The organism is Acinetobacter zhairuonensis, from assembly GCF_022601715.1.
Lineage (GTDB): Bacteria > Pseudomonadota > Gammaproteobacteria > Pseudomonadales > Moraxellaceae > Acinetobacter.
Genome location: NZ_JAKVIM010000005.1, coordinates 16,782 through 38,681, shown reverse-complemented (window position 1 = coordinate 38,681; position 21,900 = coordinate 16,782). Strand labels below are relative to the sequence as shown.

The 21,900-nt window shown below is 43.0% G+C and carries 21 protein-coding genes; 8 read left to right on the top strand and 13 right to left on the bottom strand.

From position 1 onward, the window contains the following. Positions 1-51: 51 nt before the first annotated feature. Positions 52-300: a DUF2789 family protein gene (locus MKI85_RS05375; protein WP_241625727.1), complete on the bottom strand. Its 249-nt coding sequence runs from the start codon at positions 298-300 to the stop codon at positions 52-54. 151 nt (positions 301-451) lie between these two features. Beyond that, on the bottom strand, positions 452-1,105 hold the full coding sequence (locus MKI85_RS05370; protein WP_241625725.1) for an HAD family hydrolase: 654 nt from the start codon (positions 1,103-1,105) through the stop codon (positions 452-454). Between the two features lie 182 nt (positions 1,106-1,287). Here MKI85_RS05370 and MKI85_RS05365 point away from each other — a divergent pair, with 182 nt between their 5' ends. Together MKI85_RS05365 and ptsP are read left to right on the top strand one after the other, a co-directional pair. Next, complete coding sequence (locus tag MKI85_RS05365; RefSeq protein ID WP_100240527.1) at positions 1,288-1,770, top strand: RNA pyrophosphohydrolase; 483 nt, start codon at positions 1,288-1,290, stop codon at positions 1,768-1,770. Positions 1,771-1,853: 83 nt separating this feature from the next. Further along, positions 1,854-4,151, top strand: coding sequence for a phosphoenolpyruvate--protein phosphotransferase (ptsP, locus tag MKI85_RS05360; RefSeq protein ID WP_241625723.1), 2,298 nt, complete (start codon positions 1,854-1,856; stop codon positions 4,149-4,151). Here the strand turns inward: ptsP and MKI85_RS05355 are convergent. After that, positions 4,148-4,348, bottom strand: a complete 201-nt coding sequence (locus MKI85_RS05355; RefSeq protein WP_241625721.1) for a DUF7230 family protein — start codon at positions 4,346-4,348, stop codon at positions 4,148-4,150. The genes ptsP and MKI85_RS05355 overlap by 4 nt on opposite strands. A gap of 263 nt (positions 4,349-4,611) precedes the next feature. Between MKI85_RS05355 and MKI85_RS05350 the strand changes: the two genes are divergently transcribed. Together MKI85_RS05350 and MKI85_RS05345 are read left to right on the top strand one after the other, a co-directional pair. Continuing rightward, positions 4,612-5,052 carry a MarR family winged helix-turn-helix transcriptional regulator gene (locus tag MKI85_RS05350; protein WP_241625718.1) on the top strand — a complete coding sequence of 147 codons (441 nt, stop codon included), beginning with the start codon at positions 4,612-4,614 and terminating at the stop codon, positions 5,050-5,052. Positions 5,053-5,370: 318 nt separating this feature from the next. Further along, on the top strand, positions 5,371-6,369 hold the full coding sequence (locus tag MKI85_RS05345) for an NADP-dependent oxidoreductase (RefSeq protein WP_348637231.1): 999 nt from the start codon (positions 5,371-5,373) through the stop codon (positions 6,367-6,369). Between the two features lie 331 nt (positions 6,370-6,700). Here the strand turns inward: MKI85_RS05345 and MKI85_RS05340 are convergent, their stop codons facing one another. Further along, a complete protein-coding gene (locus MKI85_RS05340; RefSeq protein WP_241625714.1) occupies positions 6,701-8,353 on the bottom strand; it encodes an acyl-CoA dehydrogenase family protein in 1,653 nt (550 codons plus the stop codon). Between the two features lie 79 nt (positions 8,354-8,432). On the opposite strand from MKI85_RS05340, the gene MKI85_RS05335 reads away from it, so the two are divergent. Further along, on the top strand, positions 8,433-9,050 hold the full coding sequence (locus MKI85_RS05335) for a TetR/AcrR family transcriptional regulator (RefSeq protein WP_241625712.1): 618 nt from the start codon (positions 8,433-8,435) through the stop codon (positions 9,048-9,050). 197 nt (positions 9,051-9,247) lie between these two features. On the opposite strand, the gene MKI85_RS05330 is transcribed toward MKI85_RS05335, so the two are convergent. Both MKI85_RS05330 and katG read right to left on the bottom strand, forming a co-directional pair. After that, positions 9,248-9,994: a hypothetical protein gene (locus MKI85_RS05330; protein ID WP_241625710.1), complete on the bottom strand. Its 747-nt coding sequence runs from the start codon at positions 9,992-9,994 to the stop codon at positions 9,248-9,250. 209 nt (positions 9,995-10,203) lie between these two features. Beyond that, entirely contained in the window at positions 10,204-12,396 is a 2,193-nt protein-coding gene (katG, locus tag MKI85_RS05325) for a catalase/peroxidase HPI (RefSeq protein WP_241625708.1), read from the bottom strand. A 271-nt stretch (positions 12,397-12,667) separates the two neighbouring features. On the opposite strand from katG, the gene MKI85_RS05320 reads away from it, so the two are divergent. Together MKI85_RS05320 and MKI85_RS05315 are read left to right on the top strand one after the other, a co-directional pair. Next, positions 12,668-13,126: a thiol-disulfide oxidoreductase DCC family protein gene (locus MKI85_RS05320; protein WP_241625706.1), complete on the top strand. Its 459-nt coding sequence runs from the start codon at positions 12,668-12,670 to the stop codon at positions 13,124-13,126. Beyond that, on the top strand, positions 13,101-13,493 hold the full coding sequence (locus MKI85_RS05315) for a DoxX-like family protein (protein WP_241625704.1): 393 nt from the start codon (positions 13,101-13,103) through the stop codon (positions 13,491-13,493). Before MKI85_RS05320 ends, MKI85_RS05315 begins: the two co-directional genes overlap by 26 nt. A gap of 24 nt (positions 13,494-13,517) precedes the next feature. Here the strand turns inward: MKI85_RS05315 and MKI85_RS05310 are convergent, their stop codons facing one another. From MKI85_RS05310 to hcaE, 7 genes are all read right to left on the bottom strand, one after another. After that, positions 13,518-14,576, bottom strand: a complete 1,059-nt coding sequence (locus MKI85_RS05310; protein ID WP_241625701.1) for an MBL fold metallo-hydrolase — start codon at positions 14,574-14,576, stop codon at positions 13,518-13,520. Positions 14,577-14,821: 245 nt separating this feature from the next. Continuing rightward, positions 14,822-16,048, bottom strand: coding sequence for a 3-phenylpropionate/cinnamic acid dioxygenase ferredoxin--NAD(+) reductase subunit (hcaD, locus tag MKI85_RS05305; protein WP_241625698.1), 1,227 nt, complete (start codon positions 16,046-16,048; stop codon positions 14,822-14,824). A gap of 4 nt (positions 16,049-16,052) precedes the next feature. Further along, positions 16,053-17,018: a 3-carboxyethylcatechol 2,3-dioxygenase gene (locus MKI85_RS05300; RefSeq protein ID WP_241625696.1), complete on the bottom strand. Its 966-nt coding sequence runs from the start codon at positions 17,016-17,018 to the stop codon at positions 16,053-16,055. 406 nt (positions 17,019-17,424) lie between these two features. Next, on the bottom strand, positions 17,425-18,240 hold the full coding sequence (gene hcaB, locus MKI85_RS05295; protein WP_241625694.1) for a 3-phenylpropionate-dihydrodiol/cinnamic acid-dihydrodiol dehydrogenase: 816 nt from the start codon (positions 18,238-18,240) through the stop codon (positions 17,425-17,427). 2 nt (positions 18,241-18,242) lie between these two features. Continuing rightward, entirely contained in the window at positions 18,243-18,569 is a 327-nt protein-coding gene (gene hcaC / locus MKI85_RS05290) for a 3-phenylpropionate/cinnamic acid dioxygenase ferredoxin subunit (protein ID WP_241625691.1), read from the bottom strand. Beyond that, the gene (gene hcaF / locus MKI85_RS05285) at positions 18,569-19,087 is read right to left on the bottom strand and encodes a 3-phenylpropionate/cinnamic acid dioxygenase subunit beta (protein WP_241625689.1); all 519 of its coding nucleotides are present in this window, start codon (positions 19,085-19,087) and stop codon (positions 18,569-18,571) included. Before hcaF ends, hcaC begins: the two co-directional genes overlap by 1 nt. After that, positions 19,084-20,451, bottom strand: coding sequence for a 3-phenylpropionate/cinnamic acid dioxygenase subunit alpha (gene hcaE, locus MKI85_RS05280; RefSeq protein WP_241625688.1), 1,368 nt, complete (start codon positions 20,449-20,451; stop codon positions 19,084-19,086). Before hcaE ends, hcaF begins: the two co-directional genes overlap by 4 nt. Positions 20,452-20,733: 282 nt before the next feature. Here hcaE and hcaR point away from each other — a divergent pair, with 282 nt between their 5' ends. Continuing rightward, the gene (gene hcaR / locus MKI85_RS05275) at positions 20,734-21,633 is read left to right on the top strand and encodes a DNA-binding transcriptional regulator HcaR (protein ID WP_241625685.1); all 900 of its coding nucleotides are present in this window, start codon (positions 20,734-20,736) and stop codon (positions 21,631-21,633) included. Positions 21,634-21,900 lie beyond the last annotated feature (267 nt).

The following is a 21,900-nucleotide window of genomic DNA, read 5'->3' as shown; positions in this document are numbered from 1 at the left end:
TATTTACGACTTGACGCAAAGTGTTTGGATCACCACACCTCGATATAACCCCTATTTTTTAATCACAGACTCTTCATGCAATGATTCATTCAATTGATCAACCACAATCGCCCATTCTCCATCGGACTGGATTTTTTCTTCTAAAAACTGACGTTGTGCTTCGCTCCAATAATCTGCCTGCACAATATGCGTCTTTGCATTCAATTGATGGGTCACAATAAATAACGCTATCGCATCTTCACTCGCGTCTAAACCGAGCTGTTCAAATAAATGTGTCATTCTTGGTCGAACTTGATTCATGCTCATGTCCTTATCGTCTTATTATTCTCCCCATCAGCATAGCAACTCGAAGCACTGAAAACTGTTAAATCTCTTTAACATGCACATAAAAAAGCATGGGCAGATTTCCATCCGCCCATGCTGTTTAGAATTCGCGTCGTATTGCAGTGATTTAAACAATCGACCAGTCTTGAATATCCCAACCCTGTTCTTTGGCTAAGACTTCCAAGCGATCATCAGGATTAACAGCAATGGCATGATCCGCATATTCCAATAGGAAACGGTCATTGATGGAGTCTGAGTATGCCCAAGACTCCTCCACTTCACGTCCGGCCAACCATAAATCCAAACGTGCCAATTTGCCTTTTTGATAACATGCGATATTAATCACTTTACCCGTATATTTACCATCAACCACTTCCGCATTGGTCGCAATAATTTCCGTAATCCCAAATTCACGAAAAATCGGTGCAGTAATAAAGTCTGAAGTGGCAGTAATTCCTACCAAGGCATGACCTGCTTCACGATGCTTTTCAATGGCAGCGAAACCCTCAGGGCGCATTTGAGGACGAATCACTTTCTGCATGAATAATTCATGTAGGTCCGTTAAATACTGATTGTCATGCTGAGTCAAAAATTCAAATACAAATTCATTGTAGGCTATCGGGTCCAATTGCCCTGCCTTGTAGTCCTCATAAAATTTGTCGTTCATTTGACGATGGCGGATGGGATCGACCAGTCCTTCATTGACTAAAAACTCTCCCCAAGAGTGATCTGAATCGGTATTAAGTAAGGTGTGATCGAGATCAAATAGCGCCAATTTCATGAAAATACTCGTAAAAACTGAAATTTAAGAAAAAAATTGTAAATCTATCTCCGCTAGTCGATAGAAATTCGTTAAGATCATAGCAATTTTAACATTTTAGCTTTGTTTTGGTTCGAGTTGGATAAAGAAATAACAATCCCCGACCGCGAGGCCACAATATTACACAAAATTTAGGTAGCCAAATGATCGACTCTGAAGGTTTCCGACCCAATGTCGGGATCATTTTGGCAAACGACTTTGGACAGGTTTTATGGGCAAAACGCATTGGACACAATGCTTGGCAATTTCCACAAGGAGGTATCCAATATGGAGAAACCCCTGAACAGGCACTTTATCGTGAGCTGAGAGAAGAAGTTGGCTTACTGCCCGAACACGTCGAAATCATAGCGCAAACTAAAGGGTGGTTGCGCTATCGTTTGCCACATCGGTATATACGTACGGATTCAGACCCCGTATGTATTGGTCAAAAACAAAAGTGGTTTTTACTCAAGTTGACCGCTTCGGTACAGCATATTCAATTGAATTTGTCCGACCCCCCTGAGTTTGACCAATGGCAATGGGTGAGCTATTGGTATCCATTGGGACAGGTGGTGAATTTCAAGCGCGATGTTTATCGTAAAGCCATGGTGGAATTGTGCAATCAATTACCCATTAAAAAACCTTAAAAAAATTGTATAAACATGCAGATTTTTTAGGACACTATTGCTATAAATAAAACTAATTTACATTTTTTTTGGGAGCAGACTCTATGTCGAATATGCAACTGGATACCCTTAGACGGATTGTACAAGAAATCAATGCGTCCACCAGTATGCATGAATCACTCGACATTATGGTCAATCAGGTCGCAGAAGCGATGCATGTGGATGTCTGCTCCATCTACCTTCTCGATGAACGTAACCAACGCTATTTGCTTATGGCTTCTAAGGGTCTAAACCCTGAGTCTGTCGGGCATGTATCCTTACATACAGGCGAAGGTCTGGTGGGGCTGGTTGGACAGCGTGAAGAAATTGTCAACTTAGATGATGCACCTAAGCATGAACGCTTTATGTACCTGCCAGAAACAGGGGAAGAAATTTATAACTCCTTCCTCGGTGTGCCTGTCATGTACCGCCGCAAAGTTATGGGCGTATTGGTGGTTCAAAATAAAGATAAACAAGATTTTAGTGAAGCTGCCGAATCTTTCCTGGTAACCCTATGTGCGCAATTGTCGGGTGTAATTGCCCATGCGCATGCCGTCGGGAATATTGATGTTTTCCGTAAACCGAACAATTTACCAGCCTACAAAACCTTCCAAGGTGTTTCAGGTTCAGGGGGCATTGCTTTAGGTCGTGCTGTGATTTTATATCCTCCAGCAGATTTATCAGCAGTGCCTGACCGTGAAGCGGATGATATTAGTGAAGAACTGGATTTACTGGATCGTGCAATCAAAGCGGTACGGGAAGAAATCCAGTCGCTTGATGACAAAATGCAAGATGCCTTGATGGCAGAAGAACGGGCTTTATTTAGCGTATTTTTACGTATGCTGGATGAAAATGCCCTACCTGCCGAAATTAAATCGGAAATTCGTGATGGCAACTGGGCACAAGGTGCTGTACGTATCGTCATCGACAACCATATTGCCCTATTTGCGCAAATGGAAGATGACTACTTGCGTGAGCGAGTAGCGGATCTGAAAGATTTAGGTCGACGTATTTTAGCCTTTTTACAGGAAGCTGACTCCAGCCATCGTGAACTGACTGATGAAAGCATCTTGATTGGTGAAGAAATCTCTACCGCAGCGTTGGTGGAATTACCTGTCGATAAAATTGCCGCGATTGTCACCACTGAAGGTGCCATGAATTCCCATATGGTGATTGTCGCACGCGCACTGGGTATTCCAACCGTGGTTGGTGTCACAGAACTTCCTATTAATACCCTTGATGATGCGGAAATGATTGTCGATGCGCATCAAGGGCGGGTATTTATTAATCCACCACGTCGTTTACGTACCCGCTATAAAGAAATTCAGAAAGAAGAAGAGCAAATTGCCAAAGACCTGAAACAATATGAGACTAAAGATGCGATTACACCTGATGGGGTCGCGGTTCGTCTCTATGTGAATACAGGTTTGATGATTGATGTCGTGCGTGGTGTGCAACGTGGCGCTAAAGGTGTTGGTTTATATCGCTCTGAAATTCCGTTTATGTTACGTGACCGCTTCCCTGGCGAAGAAGAACAACGTGCGATTTACCGTCAACAGTTGAGCCACTTTGCCAACAAGCCCGTGGTGATGCGTACCCTCGATATTGGTGCGGATAAAGATTTACCTTATTTCTCGATTGAAGAGGAAAACTCGGCTTTGGGTTGGCGTGGTATCCGCTTTACCCTAGATCATCCTGAAATTTTCTCTTCGCAAATTCGTGCCATGCTCAAAGCCAGCATTGGTCTGAACAATTTACATATTTTATTGCCAATGGTCACCAGTGTCAGTGAAGTGGAAGAAGCACTGTATTTACTGGATCGTGACTGGCATGCTGTCCAAGAAGAAGAGCAGGTTAAAATCAATAAACCTAAAATCGGCATTATGGTTGAAGTTCCGAGTGTGCTGCTACAAATAGAAGAATTTGCGGAATTGGTCGATTTCTTCTCAGTAGGTTCGAATGACTTAACCCAGTATTTATTGGCTGTAGACCGTAATAACCCGCGTGTTGCCAATGTCTATTCGCACTATCATCCATCCATTTTAAGAGCACTGGCGCGTTTAGTGAAAGAGTGTCATAAATACGATAAGCCGATCAGTATTTGTGGGGAAATGGCGGGAGATCCGTTGTCGGCAATTTTGCTAATGGCAATGGGCTTTAATACGCTGTCGATGAGCTCAAGTAATATTTTGCGTGTTCGTAAGGCGATCTGCCATGTTCCGATGAGTGATGCACAAGAATTACTGGCACATGTGCTCAAGATGAGTAATCCGCTGATGATTAAAAGCTGGATGGAATATTATTTTAAAACCCATGGTTTAGCCGATATGGTGAAATCCTCTACGCGTATCGTGAGTGTTTAACACACAGTATCATGTACATAGAACAGATGTAAAAAAGGGCGATAATCTTCGGAATATCGCCCTTGCTTATGTTTGCTATAACCACGTTTTGCATTTTTCTTTCGATCTACAAACACTTGGCTTTTATTGACCTCATGCATATGTTTTGCCACAAAATTATGCACGACGAGTTCTTGCTGTCGTTTCTGTTTTGCCATGTAATTTCACCTTTTTCCAATACAGCTTTAGGTTTTTCTACGCTTTGAGTAGGAAAATAATCATACGCCTCTTTGACCATTTTTCAAGCATATTAATAGCTTTATCTCCTGCTTTTTTGTATGGTTTTACCCAAACACAGATACTTTAAAAATCAGGAATTAAGTGTGTCATTATGTATAACTATCTGAATATACAGATTGGAGTACAAGCGGTGCAGCCTTAAAGTTATAATAGAGATCATTTCAGTGATCGGAACTACACCATGTCAAACCAAGAGGAGTTATTAAAGCTCGATAATCAACTTTGTTTTGCTTTATATTCAACTCATCTTGCGTTAAATCAATACTATAGAAAATTGTTACAACCGCACGGCATTACCTATCCCCAATATTTGGTGATGTTGATTTTATGGGAGCAAGACCAGCTTACCGTTTCCGAGATTGGACAACGTATTTTTTTAGAATCTTCTACCCTAACCCCATTGTTAAAAAGACTGGAAAGTTTAGGTTTTATTGAACGCAAACGTTCGGTTGAAGATGAGCGACGCGTCCTGATTTCCTTGACTAGCGAAGGACGAGCTTTAAAACAAGCCGTCATGCCGATTCCTGAACAGATTATGTCAGCCATCCAATGTGCGCCCGATCAAGTTAGTCAATTACGTGAAGAGCTCAATCGTTTACGTGCACAACTCAAAGAACAATAATGTAGAAAACTGATCAAAACACGATTGAAAAGCAGTGATCGTACATTTTACAATCATCTTATCACTGCTGTTCAGCGACAACTGATCAGTCTCCCTGTTCATGCAATTTAATGTGGTATATGGCAGAGCAAAATCCTGTTTATACAACCGAGTAACACATACTGACAATTACAACACTCATTGATCCGTTACACAGAACAAATTTCGAGCAGCAACATCACCCGAACTTGAACTCAGAATAATTAAAGCAACAACTCATAATTCAACGCTTTCCCTTGATAAGTGCAATATCAATTATAAAAAAGCATATGCAAAAGGATGACAATAATGAGGAATCAAGCGTTTAGGTTATCCAAATATCCACAAGGAAAATTCAGTATGGATATATTAGATATGGTTCCCTTACCACTCCCCCACTTTACTGAGGGTGAATTTTTGGTCATGCAAACACATATGTCCTTAAACCCAGTCATGCACGCGTGGTTGCAGCAAAGTAAACTCAATCATGCCCCGCCCATGCAAATCGGTGAAATTCTGCAGTCTTATGGGGTTGGCAAAGTGATTGAATCGTTAAATCCAGATTTTCCTGTGGGCGCACAAGTGGTCGGTTTGACTGGTTGGAGTGAATATATTCTCGGGAATGCAGATATGTACCTCATGGACTCAAGTCTTGCACCAGAAGCCATACTTTCTCTGTTCTATTTCACGGGGCTGACCGCATATGTCAGCCTGTTCAAACTCGCACAACCGCAGCAAGGTCAAACCCTCGTAATCACAGATGCGGCAAGTGCGGTAGGATCCCTGCTGGGTCAACTGGGGAAAGCCAACGGCTTAAAGGTGGTTGGCATGACAGATTCAGATGAGAAGTGCCAATGGTTAATGGATGAAATCGGTTTCGATAGCGCCATTAACAAGCACACTGAACATCTAGAAGTCCACTTAAAAGCTGCCGTACCTGATGGCATTGACATCTTCTTTGAAAATACTGATGAGCCGATTCAAGAATTGATTTATCCGCAGATGAATACGTATGGACGTGTGATTGTCACAGACATGCCTGAGTCTCAGCAGCATAAATCTCGCCATATTCCCGATTTAATGCAGATTCAGCACAAGCGCCTTAGCATTCAGGGATTTGAGGTTAGTGATTATCTCGACTTGATGCAGGAATCGCATTGCGTGTTGGCAGAGTATTTAATGCAAGGCAAAATTAAATACCAAGCACATGTGATTGACGGTTTTGAAAACTTGCCTGAAACCTTAATTCAATACTTCAATCATGCAGCTCCCATGGGCAAACTGATTGTCAGGTTTTAGCACGGCAACAGAATTGAATGATTCAGATCTCAAAACTTCTTAATGGATGAAATGATCTGCGAATACAAATAAAAAAAGCCCAACATCCTGTCGGGCTTTTTCCATATTCGTTGCTCGGTATAACTTCCTGTTGCACCAAAACGATCCTTGCTTTAGAACATTACAATCCTTGTATGTTCTGGAACATCCTGTTCCTGAATGAAATGCATGATAGGAGATTTCGAAAAAATTGCCTATACGCAATGTCCATCATTCATTGTAAGCTTAGGCTTACACTATCGATTAAATATTAATCAAATCTATATATTTTAGCTCTAACCACTCTGATGTGTTAAGCAGCTAAAACCCTTGCCAATATTGCGTCTACATCAAATTGTTTCGGGTCTAGCATCCCCACCACACGCCCATGAAATACCTGATAGCGAGATTGAATAAATGCCTCGGCTACGAATGCAGGCGCATACTGCTGTAATAAAATGGCTTGCGCCAAAATCACCAATCGGCTGACCAAACTACGTGCCATAAATTGCAGTTCATCGGGCTGTTTTTGTAGAAGAGCCAAAAATTGTTTTAATTCTGCCTGTAATAATGGTTGTTGCTTTGCCACCTGAGCAAAAGACTGGAACAACAGCTGTATAGACTCAGGCTCACGTTGAATGGCTCTCAATACGTCCAAGCACATGACATTACCAGAACCTTCCCAAATGGTATTTACAGGGGCTTCTTTAAAAATTCGCGCCATAATGCCCGCATCGACATAGCCATTGCCACCAAATACTTCCATCATTTCGCCGGTCAATTCCACCGCACGTTTGCAAATCCAGAACTTGGCGGCAGGTGTCATGATCCGTTTCCATGCTAGAGATAATTCGTCATCTTGTTCATAACAATGTGCCAAATGGAAACTCAGTTGTACTGCGGCTTCGGTTTCTAGTGCCAAATCGACTAACACGGCTTGCATCAGTGGTTGTTCGGCCAAGTGTTTGCCAAAGGCTTTACGCTGTCGGGTATAAGCCAAGCATTGCACCAAAGCCTGACGTAACATGGCACTACTACCCACCGAACAGGTCAGTCGAGTGTAATTTGCCATTTCAATAATGGTCGGAATACCACGTCCCACTTCACCAATCATGATGCCCCAAGCCTCTTGAAATTCAACCTCAGAGCTAGAGTTACTCCGGTTTCCGACTTTTTCTTTTAAGCGTTGTACCTGTACTGCATTTTTACTGCCATCTTCCAACCAGCGCGGCACAAAGAAACATGCCAAACCATCCTGTTCGGTTTGTGCCACTACCAAATGAGCATCACACATCGGTGCCGAGAAAAACCATTTATGCCCTGTCAGTAAATAGGCTTGCCCCCTGCCTGCAGCAGCAACAGGCTTGGCTAAAGTTTGATTGGCACGCACATCCGATCCACCTTGTTTTTCCGTCATACCCATGCCCAGCCAGATCGACTTTTTCTGAGCAATCGGAAGATCACGAGGATCATATTCAGTCGATAACAGCTTAGTGCCAATTTTTTCCCATAATTCAGGTTCACGCTGGAGCAAAGGAATACTACCGAGAGTCATGGCTGTTGGGCATAAACTACCACTTTCGACTTGCCCAGCCAGATAAAAACGTGCCGCCCAATCCACCCAAGCCGATTTTGATTGCGGTGCTAAAAATGGATGAGCATGCACGGCATGCCTGCGATTCAATGCCATCCACTGATGCCATGCAGGATGAAACTCAATGCAGTCTTTACGGCGCCCACGTGCATCGAAGGCATGTAAAATTGGCGTATGTCGATTGGCTTGATCGGCGTAGCTGTAATATTCCGCAGAACCTGCGACTTGTCCGAGTTCAGTTAAAGCGGGCTGATCTTGACTGCCATAGCGAGTCAAAATTTCCTGTAGCACTTGATCAGTGGTAAACAGGTTATAGTCCTGTTTTTCATCAAATTGGTTGCTAATTTGATGGGTCATCCATGTATTGCTCATCGTCATTTTGCTCTTGTTCTGATTCGATTTTCATTTCAGTATAGAGAAAAATTAACTGTGATATGTTCAGCTTTGTGCAATGAAAAAACCTGAGATCCAAGTCCGTCGCAGACCGCGCCAATCACGTGCCAAGCTGACCCAAGAAGCCTTGCAGGAAAGTTTTGTTCGGCTTTTGCATGTGCATTCAGCCGATAAAATCACCATTCGTGAAATTACCGATCTGGCAGGTGTAGGCTTAGGCACCTTTTATGAATACTTTTCCAAAAAGGAAGATTTGATTGCATTGACCATTCATCAGCACGTGAAAAGTAATGCTGAACAACTCAAAAGTTATGCACAAAGCCTGATGGAGTTATCCACAAAATTAAGCTTTGAGGACTATTTACAGCAAATTATTCATTTTCAACTGGAGCACATTCAAACCCAGCAATTTTTATGGGCGCAGACTTTTTTGCTGGAACGACAGATCTCCAACATCGAAAGTTACCGTAAAAGTTATGCCATGATGCTGGAAATGTGGCGTAGCATCCTTAAACCCTATATTGAAGATACAGAACAACTCAAGCGAATCAGTTTGAATGTACAACGGGTGTGTTATGGCTTTGTGTCGCAAACTTTGTTGATTGAGCCGGAGTTTAGAGAGTGGGATGAACTTGGAAAAGACATTAGCCAAAGTTTGGAGAAGATTAATTTTTAATAAGCGAAGTAACCATCTTGAATTGGCAAAACACATCTAAATTAATGACTTATTTACAAATCGGATTTCTTCATTTATTAGCACATCAAATAAATTAAGCAATTGATATTTAATACAATTTAAAAATACATAATCATCAGCCTGATAAATTAAAATATTTTAGAAGAGTTTTACATCCACTATTTTACTTAGAATTACTACCTAATAGGGTTATTTTTAGAAATACAGTTATTATGAGGAAGATCAAATATATCTTTAAATTCAATAGAGTGAATAAATTTTTCCCCTAAATTAGTAATTATTAAAGGGGAATCGCCCCAAAATGTAGGAGCAATTAGATTTAGGTTTTTCAGTTCTTCCATATAAGTGGGTAAAAGTGGATTTTCATTTTGCAAGGCATAAACATCATTAGATTGCCATAGTGACTCTTGCCCTAATATTACAAATCTATTGAGAATGTCTAAGTGATTAAAACTTAATCTATCCAAAATCGAAATGAATAATGAAATCATTTGTGGTGAAAGAGTTGTATCTACGCATCCGTTTGCATATAAATTTGAAAATAATTCAACTTTTGCTTCTTCATACTGATTCCTAGATTTTATAAGCATCCCTTCAAACAGTTCTTCTGCAGGTTTTCTATATCCTACAGAAGATCTAAAAAAGTCATCATCTCTTATTTTAAGACCTTGATTTAAATTGCTTTCTAATTTTTCTACGAAATAAATATAAGCTTTATTAGTACGTATAACTTCTCGCTGTGACATATTCCTATCTAAAGTATCAGCTATTGTTTCACCAGCTGTAGTAATTAATACCCCTATGGTATTTGGAATAATTCCTGTTGGATCAGGAATCCATACTTGAAATATTGGAGTGGTAGCTGCTGCAGTTATTTGAGAACCTTTTTTAAACACAGCAGGTAGAATTCTTCTAATGTTCATCAAATACTTTTCCTGAGAAATTTTAGTTTTTCTACAATTCACCATACACAGCTTATATGAAATTAAATTTAATAAATTAATTATTTAAATAAATTGAGACCAAATTAAAAATAAAGTGTGCTTACTTATCATTAACTTTTTAGATACAAAATCATCATTCAATAAAAAACCGCCCCTAAAGGCGGTTTTTCCAAACTAAATCAGTGAAATTATTTTTTCACATCAAAACGGTCGGCATTCATCACTTTATTCCAAGCGGTAATAAAGTCATGTACAAATTTTTCTTTGTTATCATCCTGCGCATACACTTCAGCATAAGAACGTAAAATCGAGTTAGAACCAAACACCAAGTCCACACGGGTTGCTGTCCATTTCACTGCACCCGTAGCACGGTCACAGATTTCATAACGGTTTTTACCCACAGGTTTCCACGAGTTATTCATATCAGTCAAATTCACAAAGAAGTCATTGCTTAACACACCGACGCGGTCTGTAAATACACCTTCTTTTGCACCGCCGTAGTTGGTATCTAAAACACGCATACCACCCATCAACACTGTCATTTCAGGCGCAGTTAAACCCATTAACTGGGTATGATCCAACAGCATTTCTTCAGGTTGCACCGCATAATCTTGTTTTAACCAGTTTCGGTAACCATCATGCACGGGTTCTAAATCTGCAAATGAATATTCATCTGTTTGTTCTTGTGTGGCATCGCCACGACCTGGGGTAAATGGCACTTTGACATTCACACCCGCTGCTTGCGCTGCTTTTTCTACCGCAGCCGTACCACCCAGTACAATCAGGTCGGCAATACTGACTTTCTTGGCAAGACCTGCTTGAATTTCTTCCAGTTTCGCAAGTACTTTCGCTAAACGTTCAGGTTCATTCCCCACCCAGTCTTTTTGTGGCGATAAACGAATACGCGCACCATTGGCACCGCCACGGTAGTCTGAACCTCGATAAGTTCTAGCACTGTCCCAAGCCGTGGTAATTAAATCACTGCAGGATAAACCACTGTTCAGCAATTTGGCTTTCAATTCATCAATCTCTGCTTCAGACAACGTGTAGTCCACAGTCGGAATTGGGTCTTGCCAAATTAAATCTTCACTCGGGACATCTGCACCTAAGTAACGCGATTTTGGTCCCATGTCGCGGTGCGTCAATTTGTACCAAGCTCGCGCAAAGACTTCTGCTAATCGTGCAGGGTCTTTATAGAAACCTTCTGCAATTTTGCGGTATTCAGGATCCATTTTCAGTGCCATGTCGGCATCGGTCATCATTGGATTGCGACGCACATTCGGGTTGTGCGCATCAACAGGCTTGTCTTCCTCTTTGATGTTAATCGGTTCCCATTGTTTTGCGCCCGCAGGACTTTTGGTTTTTTCCCACTCATAGGTGAATAACAGATAGAGGAATTCATTGTCCCATTTGGTTGGATGTGTGGTCCACGCCCCTTCCAAACCACTGACCATGGTATTTGGACCGTTACCTGTGCCTTCAGGGTTATGCCAACCTAAGCCTTGGAATTCGACATCAGCACCCTCAACATCTTTACCAAGTAATTCCGCTTTACCATTGCCATGCGCTTTACCCACGGTATGACCACCTACTGTAAGCGCAACGGTTTCTTCGTCATCCATGCCCATACGGTCAAAGGTAACGCGCATATCTTGCGCAGTACGTAGTGGGTCTTGTACCCCATCCACCCCTTCTGGGTTGACATAGATTAAGCCCATTTGTACCGCTGCTAGTGGGTTTTCTAAAGATTGACGGTCTTGGTCGCTACCATAGCGGTTGGCTGTTGGGGCAAGCCATTGCTGTTCCTCACCCCAGTAAATGTCTTTTTCTGGATGCCAAATATCTTTTCGACCACCACCAAAGCCAAAGGTTTTTAGCCCTGCAACGTCATACGCCACCGTCCCTGCGAGGACGATTAAATCGCCCCAAGAAAGTTTGTTACCATATTTTTTCTTGATCGGCCAAAGCAGTCGGCGACCTTTATCAGTATTCACGTTATCAGGCCAACTGTTCAGCGGGGCAAAACGCTGATTACCTGTGTTGGCACCACCACGCCCATCTTGCTTACGGTAGGAACCCGCCAAATGCCATGCGGTACGAACAAACATGCCAATATAGCTACCATAATCGGATGGCCACCAGTCTTGGCTGCTGTTAATGAGTTCACGGATATCTTGTTTAACCGCTTCTAAATCGAGGGATTCAAAGGCTTTCGCATAATCAAAATCAGGATCTAAAGGATTGGTTTTAGTATCGTGTTGAGAAAGAATGTCTAAATTAAGTGAATTTGGCCACCAATCAGTATTTGAGCTGGCAGCGGAGGTATTTGCACCATGTGAAAATGGGCACTTACCTGACGAGGCTTGCGAATTATTGTCCATGTTATCTCTCCAAACTCAATTTTATAAATTGATTATTATTGAACCGTCTAAATTAGTGTTCGACTACCAACATAGCCTGTTTTTCACACGAGCTAAAGCGGAATTTACTAATCAAAACAATCGAATTCTTCTATGTTAAATCAATATTTAAAAACAATTTTTCACACAAAGCATCTAAATACTCAGCACACAATTTAGCTCAATTTTCAAACTGTATTTGTTTGTAAAAATCTGCTACTTTGCAAGCATGAAACTTCGAATAATTAAAAAAATGGAACAAGATCTCAAACAAATCATTCAGCAAAATAACATCATCTTATTTGATGCCGTTTGTGTCATTTGTAATGGTTGGGCACGCTTTCTGATTAAACATGATCCACAAGCGCAATTTAAACTGGCTTCTGCTCAATCGCCTTTGGGAGAGCAAATTCTTAACTATTACGGAATGTCGACCACGCATTACACCACCATGATCGTGATTATCAATGGGCAACTCTTTACAGAATCTACAGCCTTATTAAAAGTCCTGTCTCGGTTAGGTTTGCCGTTCTCACTGATGCAAACGGGTTATATGATGCCGCGAGCATTGCGTGATTTTCTTTACCGCAGTGTTGCACTCAATCGTTATAAAATTTTTGGTAAAACCGATTATTGCCTTATTCCATCCAAAGAAAATAAGCATCATTTTCTAGAGCAGGTTATTCGTGAATACGACACCATTCAATCATAAAACCCTTCTCATCATTCACATCAGTTTTGCCGTGCTTTGGATTTATCAAGGTCTTATTCCCAAGCTTATATTTCAAGCCGATGATGAACTGCGGATTTGGATTTTACAGGGATTTAGCCAACAAACTGCGCTTAGCTTAATGCAATGCTCAGGTGCGATCGAAATCATCTTCGGAGTATTATTTTTAACAGGCTTTAAACCCTTAGTGCTGCATTACTTCAATATTGTCGGAATGATGGGGTTAAGCCTTGTAGTTTTGCTTGTAGACCGACACTATTTCACACAAGCATTTAATCCCTTTGTTATGAATGTGGCCATGACTGCTCTATCTCTTGCAGCCATTAACCTAATCAAACATCAAGAATAAATACTGTAAAATATAGCTTGTGATTTAAACAATTAAGCGTTTGCCTTCACGAAGGCAATAAAACGGATTCATCAATTTAGAAGAACCTCGCATCGCCACATGCAAATCATGTTCAGGCTGCTCTCGCGCTTCATCGGTCAGTTGATAAGTCCGATAGTGGATCGCCAAAGAACATTTGGCGTGTAAATCTTTATGCGCCTGAAAAGCATCTTCAGGATTCATGTGCATATATCGCATCAATTCACGGGGTTCATATGCCCCAATTGGCAATAAGGCAATGCGCGGCGCACCCAAACGGGTATGAATTTCTTTAAAATGTGGTGAATAACCTGTATCCCCTGCAAAGAAGCTGTATTCACGCCCCTGCTTGACCGCAAAGCCGCCCCAGAGAGCCATATTTTGATCCCGTATGCCACGTCCAGAGCCATGCTGCGCAGGGGTATAAATCAATTCCAACTCATGAAACTGAGCTGATTGCCACCAGTCCAGTTCAATCACGTACATGCTTTTTGGTAAATACCAACCATTGCCCAAGCCTGTATAAATCGGCATGGCAAACTTGTCATGCAACCAATTTAGCGATGCCAAATCCATATGGTCATAATGATTATGACTCAGCAGCACTGCATGAATGGTCGGCAGCTCTTCTAGCGCAATGCCTGCAGGACAAAAGCGCTTAGGACCACGCCCTTGTTTCGGGCTGACAAATTCAGCCCAAACGGGGTCGGTGATCAAGTTGTAGGGACCAATCTGTAACAGCACTGTGGCATGTCCCACAAACCAGACCTGCCAATCATTTAGTGCTGCGTTCGGACGGTCTTGCGGTAAAACCCGCTTCGTTGTTGCTGTATTTGAACTGATATCTACGGTTTCTGCTGTTCCCCACGTCGAGGATTTGCGTTTTAACAGCCATTTAAATAAATCAAAATGGGTACGGCCTTCTGGTGCATGTAGCGGATTTAAAAATCGTGTCCCATTAAAATGTGCCGATTCAAGATATTGAAAAGTAGGTTTGCGCCAAGTATGTGACCAACATTCTTGGGTTTTAATCTGGAAATGCTGTTGTTCTAAATTCTGTTTCATGTACTGTCATTATCTAAAAGAAACGTCACATTCAATGCAATAACATGAATGTCGAGATTGGCGTGTTTCTTATTGTAGATACTCTATTGGCTAATTCAAGCCAAACAACAAAATATAAACTTTAGACTTTGCTATGCTTTCTCGCGCTCTCCAATCGAGTAAGCATTGAAAATAACAGATACATCACAAAAAAAAGCGGCAGACTTAAATCCGACTCAGTCTGCCGAGGTTGTAAACTCAAAAACTTAAGCAATTTTACGTAAGTCTTGCACCAGATCTAAATGCTTTTCTGCGTCGAAAGGCTGTTGTTTACTGATCATTTTTTTCAGATGGCGCATTTCTTTGGCGGCATTGATGGTAATACCACCCACCACAACACCATCGGTCACACCAAACAGCACACAAGAACAGGCTGAACCTAAACTGGCATCCATTTCACCGCGTACATGCCACTGCGCTGCCTGCATATCGCCAACAAACTGATAATTAATCTCCAGCTGATCCGTCCAGAACCATGCAGGATTGACTTGAGGATGTTCCACTCCCATCACATGGCGTGCAAAAATACCTGCTTGCAGATTGGCATTTTCCCAAGTTTCTACGCGACGATACTGTCCATCAGCACGTAACTGAGTCGCAACATCGCCCGCAGCATAAATATCAGGATCTGAGCTTTGGCAGTTTTCATTGACCTGAATAGCAAAATCAACCGCTAAACCTGCATCCACTGCCAGTTGGGCATTCGGCACTATCCCAATCCCGTAAATCACCGCATCGGCACGCAGTTCCTCTCCATCAGCAAGCGTGATCACGACTTCTTCACCATCTAAACGACAGTTGCTGATTTGAGTATTCAAACGGACATCGACACCCGCTTGACGCTGCTGTGCCAACAAAAAATCGCTTAAAAGCTGGGGTGAAGAACGCCCCATCAGCATTGGACCCATTTCAATGACCGTCACTTGGCAATCTTTAAAACGTGCCGAAGAAGCCAGTTCCAAACCAATGACACCGCCTCCAATGAGTACAATGCGACGTTCAGGTTGCAGCACAGGCACCAAGGCTTGTGAGTCTTCCAAATTACGTAAGGTATACACCTGCTGCCCCAAGGCATCGAAATTCGGCAAGCGACGTGCTGCGCCACCTGTAGCCAGCAACAGTTTGTCATACGCCAACACATCACCATTTTTCAGGGTCACGGTTTTGGCTTCAGCATTCAGTTTGACTACGCCATTGTTGCGGATCACCTCAACACCTAACTCTGCTAGTTTGGCTTCCGACAGAATTTCTATTTTGGTAGCTTCTGGCTTTAAAATCACATCTTTGGATAAAGGTGGACGCTCATAAGGAAGATGGCTTTCATCTCCCACCAAAATGATTTTGCCTTGGTATTGATTGCCACGTAGTTCTAAAATCGCGCTCGCGCCCGCCTGTCCTGCACCCACAATGATGATGGTTTCAATCGTACTCATGAATTTACCCTTTTAACTCTGCTGATACGATGCCAAAGCCCGCAATCCATTCACTGATCGCTTCATAGCAATGTGTGGTCATGTGGTATTCGCCCAACTCATGCAAGGCTGAAAATGCCGCCATCCATGAACGGACTTCCTGTCCGCCACGGCCACCATCACGACGGATATCTGCTTCAGTCATGGCTTCAATCGCGGCAAAGTCTGCTTTGGCCAATGTGTCGAGTAATGCCCGATCCCATTCGGGATTCAGTGGCACAGCAACGGACATATCTCCCGCGGCCAGTTTCTGTCCCACCGCAATAATTTTGGCTTGACGATTGTTACGAGATTCTGCGGTTGGATTACGCCCACAAATCAGGAACTCTTCGACCTCGGCAGGCACCGAACCCATTTGTGGTGTCGGTGGATCATGTGACAATCCGCCTGTACCTAAAATCAGTACCCGTTCATTTTCCAGATTTAAAGACTGAATGAACTGCCCAACTGCACGACCCAAAGCCAGCGTACGCTTGGTGGTTGGCATTGGTGCTGCGGCACCATTAATAAAAATTGGAATGGTTGGATAACGGTTCAGTTGTCCACCACATAAGAAATGCAAGGGCTGAGTCACGCCATGATCGGCTTGCATACGATAGGAATAAGCCACATCCACGCCTTCATCCAAGACACGGCGCACCAATTGCAACGCGGTGGCTTCAGGCACATTCAGTTCAGGATGCTCTTTGCCATAATCCCAATCCCCTGCGGCTGTGGCACGAATACCCACGCAGAAACTTGGCATCAAGTCATAAAAGAAGCCATTAAAATGGTCTGGACCAAAAGTAATGATTAAGGTTGGATCGTAGGCTTTGACTTCCGCAGCCAGCTTGGCAAACGTGTCACGAACAACTTGCTCTTTGCGTTGTTCCTGCGGAGAGGCAAATTCCATTAATGGGCTGTGCGATGCACAAATGAGTTTAACGGCCATGTGTGACTCCAAAATAGAAACTGTCGCTTAATGACTGTGTTTCCTTAAAATATGCAAAGATTTCAATATAAAGAGTGGGTCAAAATTAAACATTGAAATGATGAAGCGGAGTCTTTCCAAGAAAGTATAAATTTTCGAACTAACCTTCGGTTCGACCTACTTTTCTTTTGGGAAAAGTAGGCAAAACCATTGTCATTCGCAAAACTCGGCAACAACCAGCGCGATATTAATGAATCGCAGAAACATTTCGTTTTGACTCTAGTCCCGCCTCAAATAATTGCGAATGACATTTCCGCGTACCAAAGATCTTTAGATACCCATCAAACCTCATTCAATTTAGATTTGAAATTTCTTTACGTTTGAAAGCTCTGAGGATTCCTAAATGATGAGTAATTCAGTGAATCAATCATTCATCAAAGAACCCAGCACGAGGCTGACGTAAGCCGCGAATTCCCAGACCACATTCGGCATTGATTAACACACCGGTCAGTGGACGGTTATTTTGGCGTGATGCCAGTAGCACATACGAACCTGTCATTTCTTCAGGTTCAGGCAAGAAGTTCAGCGGCATACCGCGTGCAATTTTTTCAGGGTCGCGTGCATCCAGTAGACCAAGGTTCTCTTGCCCTAAAGAAGCTGCCCCTTTGATATTCACATTCATGCCTGATGGCGCGACGGCATTGACTCGCACCTTTGGTGCAAGCTCATACGCCAATTCTTTCATCACACCCACACCCGCATGTTTCGATGCGGTATAAATTGGACCACCGCCCGCAGAATACAGCGCTGAATTGGACAGGGTGAAAATGATCGAACCTTCGGACTTCACCAATTCATCCAGTGCCGCTTTCGCGCCCAGAATCAATGCTTTGGTATTAATTCCCATGATTTCATCAAAGGCATTTTCTAGCTGTTCACCTGACATATTCACGATGTCGGCATAGTGATCCCAGATTCCCGCATTGCCAATAAAGCAATCCAGTTTGCCAAAGCGTTCCACTGCGGCTTGTACGGCACGGACGTTATCGGCAAAATTCGCTACGTCGCCAGTGACTGCCACAATTCGGTCACCGAAATGGGCTTTCAGTGCATCCACTTTGGCTTGTGAGCGTTGCAGCACTGCAACCTGAGCACCTTCTTCTAAAAAGCGCTCGACCAAAGCCCAGCCTAGCCCCGAGCCACCGCCCGTAATCAAGGCAACTTCACCCTCAAGCCAGCCCATGCTTATGCTCCTTCCATATGGACGTACAGTGCACCATCTTCCACAATCACAGGAAATGTCTGAATCGAATCCGTTGCAGGCAGGCACAATGCCTGACCTGTTTTAAGACAGAAGCGGGCAGAATGTAATGGGCATTCCACCGTGCCATCTTCTTCCAGATAGCCTTCTGACATCGAGGCATTGCCATGCGAGCAACGGTCATTCATGGCGAAGAATTCTCCGCCATTGTTGAACACGGCCAAGGCGTCAATTCCATTGACACCACAATCGACCTTGAGTGCTTCACCTTCATCTAATTCATCGATTTGGCATACAAAAATCTTATTCATTAGAAGAACACACTCAAGTTATGTGACGAATAGGTCACCTGATCCAATACAATTTTGCGGTTAAAAATCTGCCAACCCAGCTCCGAATCAACTTGACGGATTTTGTCTAAGCGTTTGCCGCAATAGATGGTCACATCTTTTTCCTTTTGCGTGCGATACAGCAAATAAGTCAGATGCACATCATATTCCCCTTCTACTTCAGTCGCTTCGACCAAAATATTCGAGACCATATGCGTGGTCCGTGATGGCGGCTCTTCTGCCCAAGCCATCCCCGTTTCCAAACGGGCTACACGACGCTCCAACAAGTGTTTATTGTCATTAAACACCCACGTGGTTGGTGGTTCGACCGAACGGCGACGGTCACGGGTTTGTGCATTTGGCGTGGTGCGTAAGGTGTAGGAAATATCCTCTGCCAGCACATCCAGCCATTCCCGAAATTTCCAATCATCCAATAACTTGGCTTCGGCATACATAAACTGGCTAATTGAATGATAAAGCTCTAAGCTGACTGCTTTCATTTCACAAGCTCCTTCTCATAAGCTTCGGCTGCGGCTTCAACGTCTTCCCATTTCTCATGGATCAGCAAGTCTGCCCAACGGCGGTATAAACCACGCGCTGCTGTTTCAGAGAAAATATAGTTGGTAATGCCTGGAATACCATCTTCACGGACTTTCTCATTGCCCATGCCCATTTCCATAATCAGTTGGTTTTGACGGGCTTTATAGCCGCGCAAGACTTTCTGAATTTCAACCCAGTTTTCCGAGTCATCTTGCTCAAGGAAACCTGCTGGACCAAAGGCACGGGTGGCTGAACGTTCAAAGGCATCTTTGACTTCTTGTGATGCTTCGGCATCGGCAATACAGAATGCCCAAACTTCAGTTTTGTTTGGACCGCGTGGGTGCCATACGCGCAGGGTTGCTGTGCCGTTTAACCAAGACAAGGTTGGGAACATGGTGTTATGTCCAGCCAAACGTAAGGCACGGATCTCGCCTAAACGCTCTTTCACTTCGTCAAAGGTTTCGCGGAAGTAGTTGGCCACTTCACCATCTACCCATACGTTAGCATCGGGTTTTTCGGTAAAGAAAAAGCCTGAACCATGACCGCGCTGACCATATTGCAGGGCATCTTTAGCCGTTTCCCAAACTGGGCGCGCAGTTTGTGCAGCACCGAGTTGTTTAGATGAATCATCGTCTGGTTTGGCACCCAACACTTGAATCGCAGAAGCATGTGAGAACAAGGCATGGTACTGGTCTGAGGCAAACTGTTCTGCGGCAAATTTCCAGTTACACTCGATTTCCCACTTGTGCACGCCACCAATAATTTCCGTGCCACCTGGACGACGGTCGAGCACCCCATCAAGATACCAAGCGATGTCGCCCATGTATTCAACCAAGTCTGGGGTGGTATCATCCCAGCAACCGAAGATCAAACCTTTGTAGCTTTCGACACGGTTAACTTCGACCAAGCCCCACTTCTCTTTACACGCCCCTTGCGGGAAGGCACGATCTTCCAGTGGAATATCCTTGAGTGAACCATCGACCCCATAAGACCAACCATGATAAGGACAGGTAAAGGCACGGGTGTTCCCACAGTCAGCAAAACTCACGCGCATCGAGCGGTGACGGCACTGGTTTAAAAATGCTTTAATTGAGCCATCTTTTTGACGTGCCACAATAATCGGGTCTTCACCCATATAAGTATTGAAAAAGTCGCCTGACTTTGGAATTTGGCTTTCATGACATAAAAATAACCATGTACGCCCAAACACCCGTTCAAGTTCTAATTCGTATAAATCTGGGTCTGTATAGATGGATGGCGAGATACGTCCATTTTGTGCATCGACCAAAGCGTCGATTTCACGCACATCAATTTTTCCACTCATGAAAAGCTCTCCTGCGACCAATACACGGCACAACGTAAATAGACTCAACTTTGGAGGAATCATGGTTTTTTAGGCGCTTTTAGGGAAATATTTTTTTTGTTTTAATTAATACGTTTTAGCAATTATTAAAAAAGTGATTTCTTAGATTAAAATCTCAGCTCTAAGCTCAAGACCATTTATTTTCTAAATGCTTGAATCAACTTCACGGCATAGTTGTTTATAGATTATACTTTGCTGCAGTCATGGTAAGACATTTTTTGGATTACTCAGTGGGTTATTTATATGGAACTTAGACACCTTCGTTACTTCATTACCGTTGCTGAAGAGCTTAACTTTAGTAAGGCGGCTTTGAAGCTTTATACCGCTCAACCCTCTTTAAGCCAACAGATTAAAGATCTGGAAGAAGATGTTGGGGTGCAGTTGTTGTTTCGAACCAAACGCAAAGTAGAACTCACGGAAGAAGGCGCCGTTTTTCTGGAACAAGCCCGCCTAACTTTAGCCCAAGCAGACAAAGCTGTGGCGATGGCACGCCAAGTGGCGCAAGCCAAACAACAAATGCTGCGCATTGGTTTTGTCCCTGTCGCGGAAATGAAAATTTTCCCATATGTTTTGCCGAATTTACGCGTACAAAATGCTGATTTAAAAATTGAATTACTGAGTATGAACAATACTGAGCAAATGCGTTTGCTCAAAAAAGGTGAACTGGACATTACCTTCACACGGCATAATTTTCATAATGATGAAATTGAAAGCCAGTTTGTGTTGCGTGAGCCACTGCTGTTCCTACTTCCGAAAGATCATCCTTTGGCAAAATACGAACGCATTCCAGTCAAAGCCTTGAACGGGATTGATTTTATTATCCCTGCGGCAGAGCAGTCGCTGACTTTGCACAACACCATTTTGGAATTTGCCAAGGCCAATAATATTGAATTCAATATTGTGCAAAAAGCCGACAATATTCTTTTCAATATCAACTCGATTGGCATGGGACTCGGCTGTACGATTTTACCCGGCTACATTGCGCCACTGACCATGAACAATACCGTGATTCGCCCACTCGAAGTTGAATTACCTTCGCTCGATTTGTATGTGAGCTACCGTAAAAATAATACCTCGCAAGCCGTCAATAAATTTATCGAATTGCTGACGCGCGTGTTTTATTTGGATATAAATCGCAATTAATACGCTCTTTGGTCGATTGAGAAACAGAATTTTGAGCACACCATTATTTTCTGAGTAAATATTGGTGTGCTTTTTTTGCGGTAAAAATGCCTATTTTCTAGCAAAAACTCGCCACTCTGAACTGTAATGCTCCCCATCCCTGCTGAACTTTTAGCGCTGCCTTCATTTTTACGATACGATTGCAAAATAAAATCAGATTTTTTGTAGGGTTTTTCCTACAACTTAAGTCTACACAGATGCACCCCCAGCATGAATTTTTATACTGTC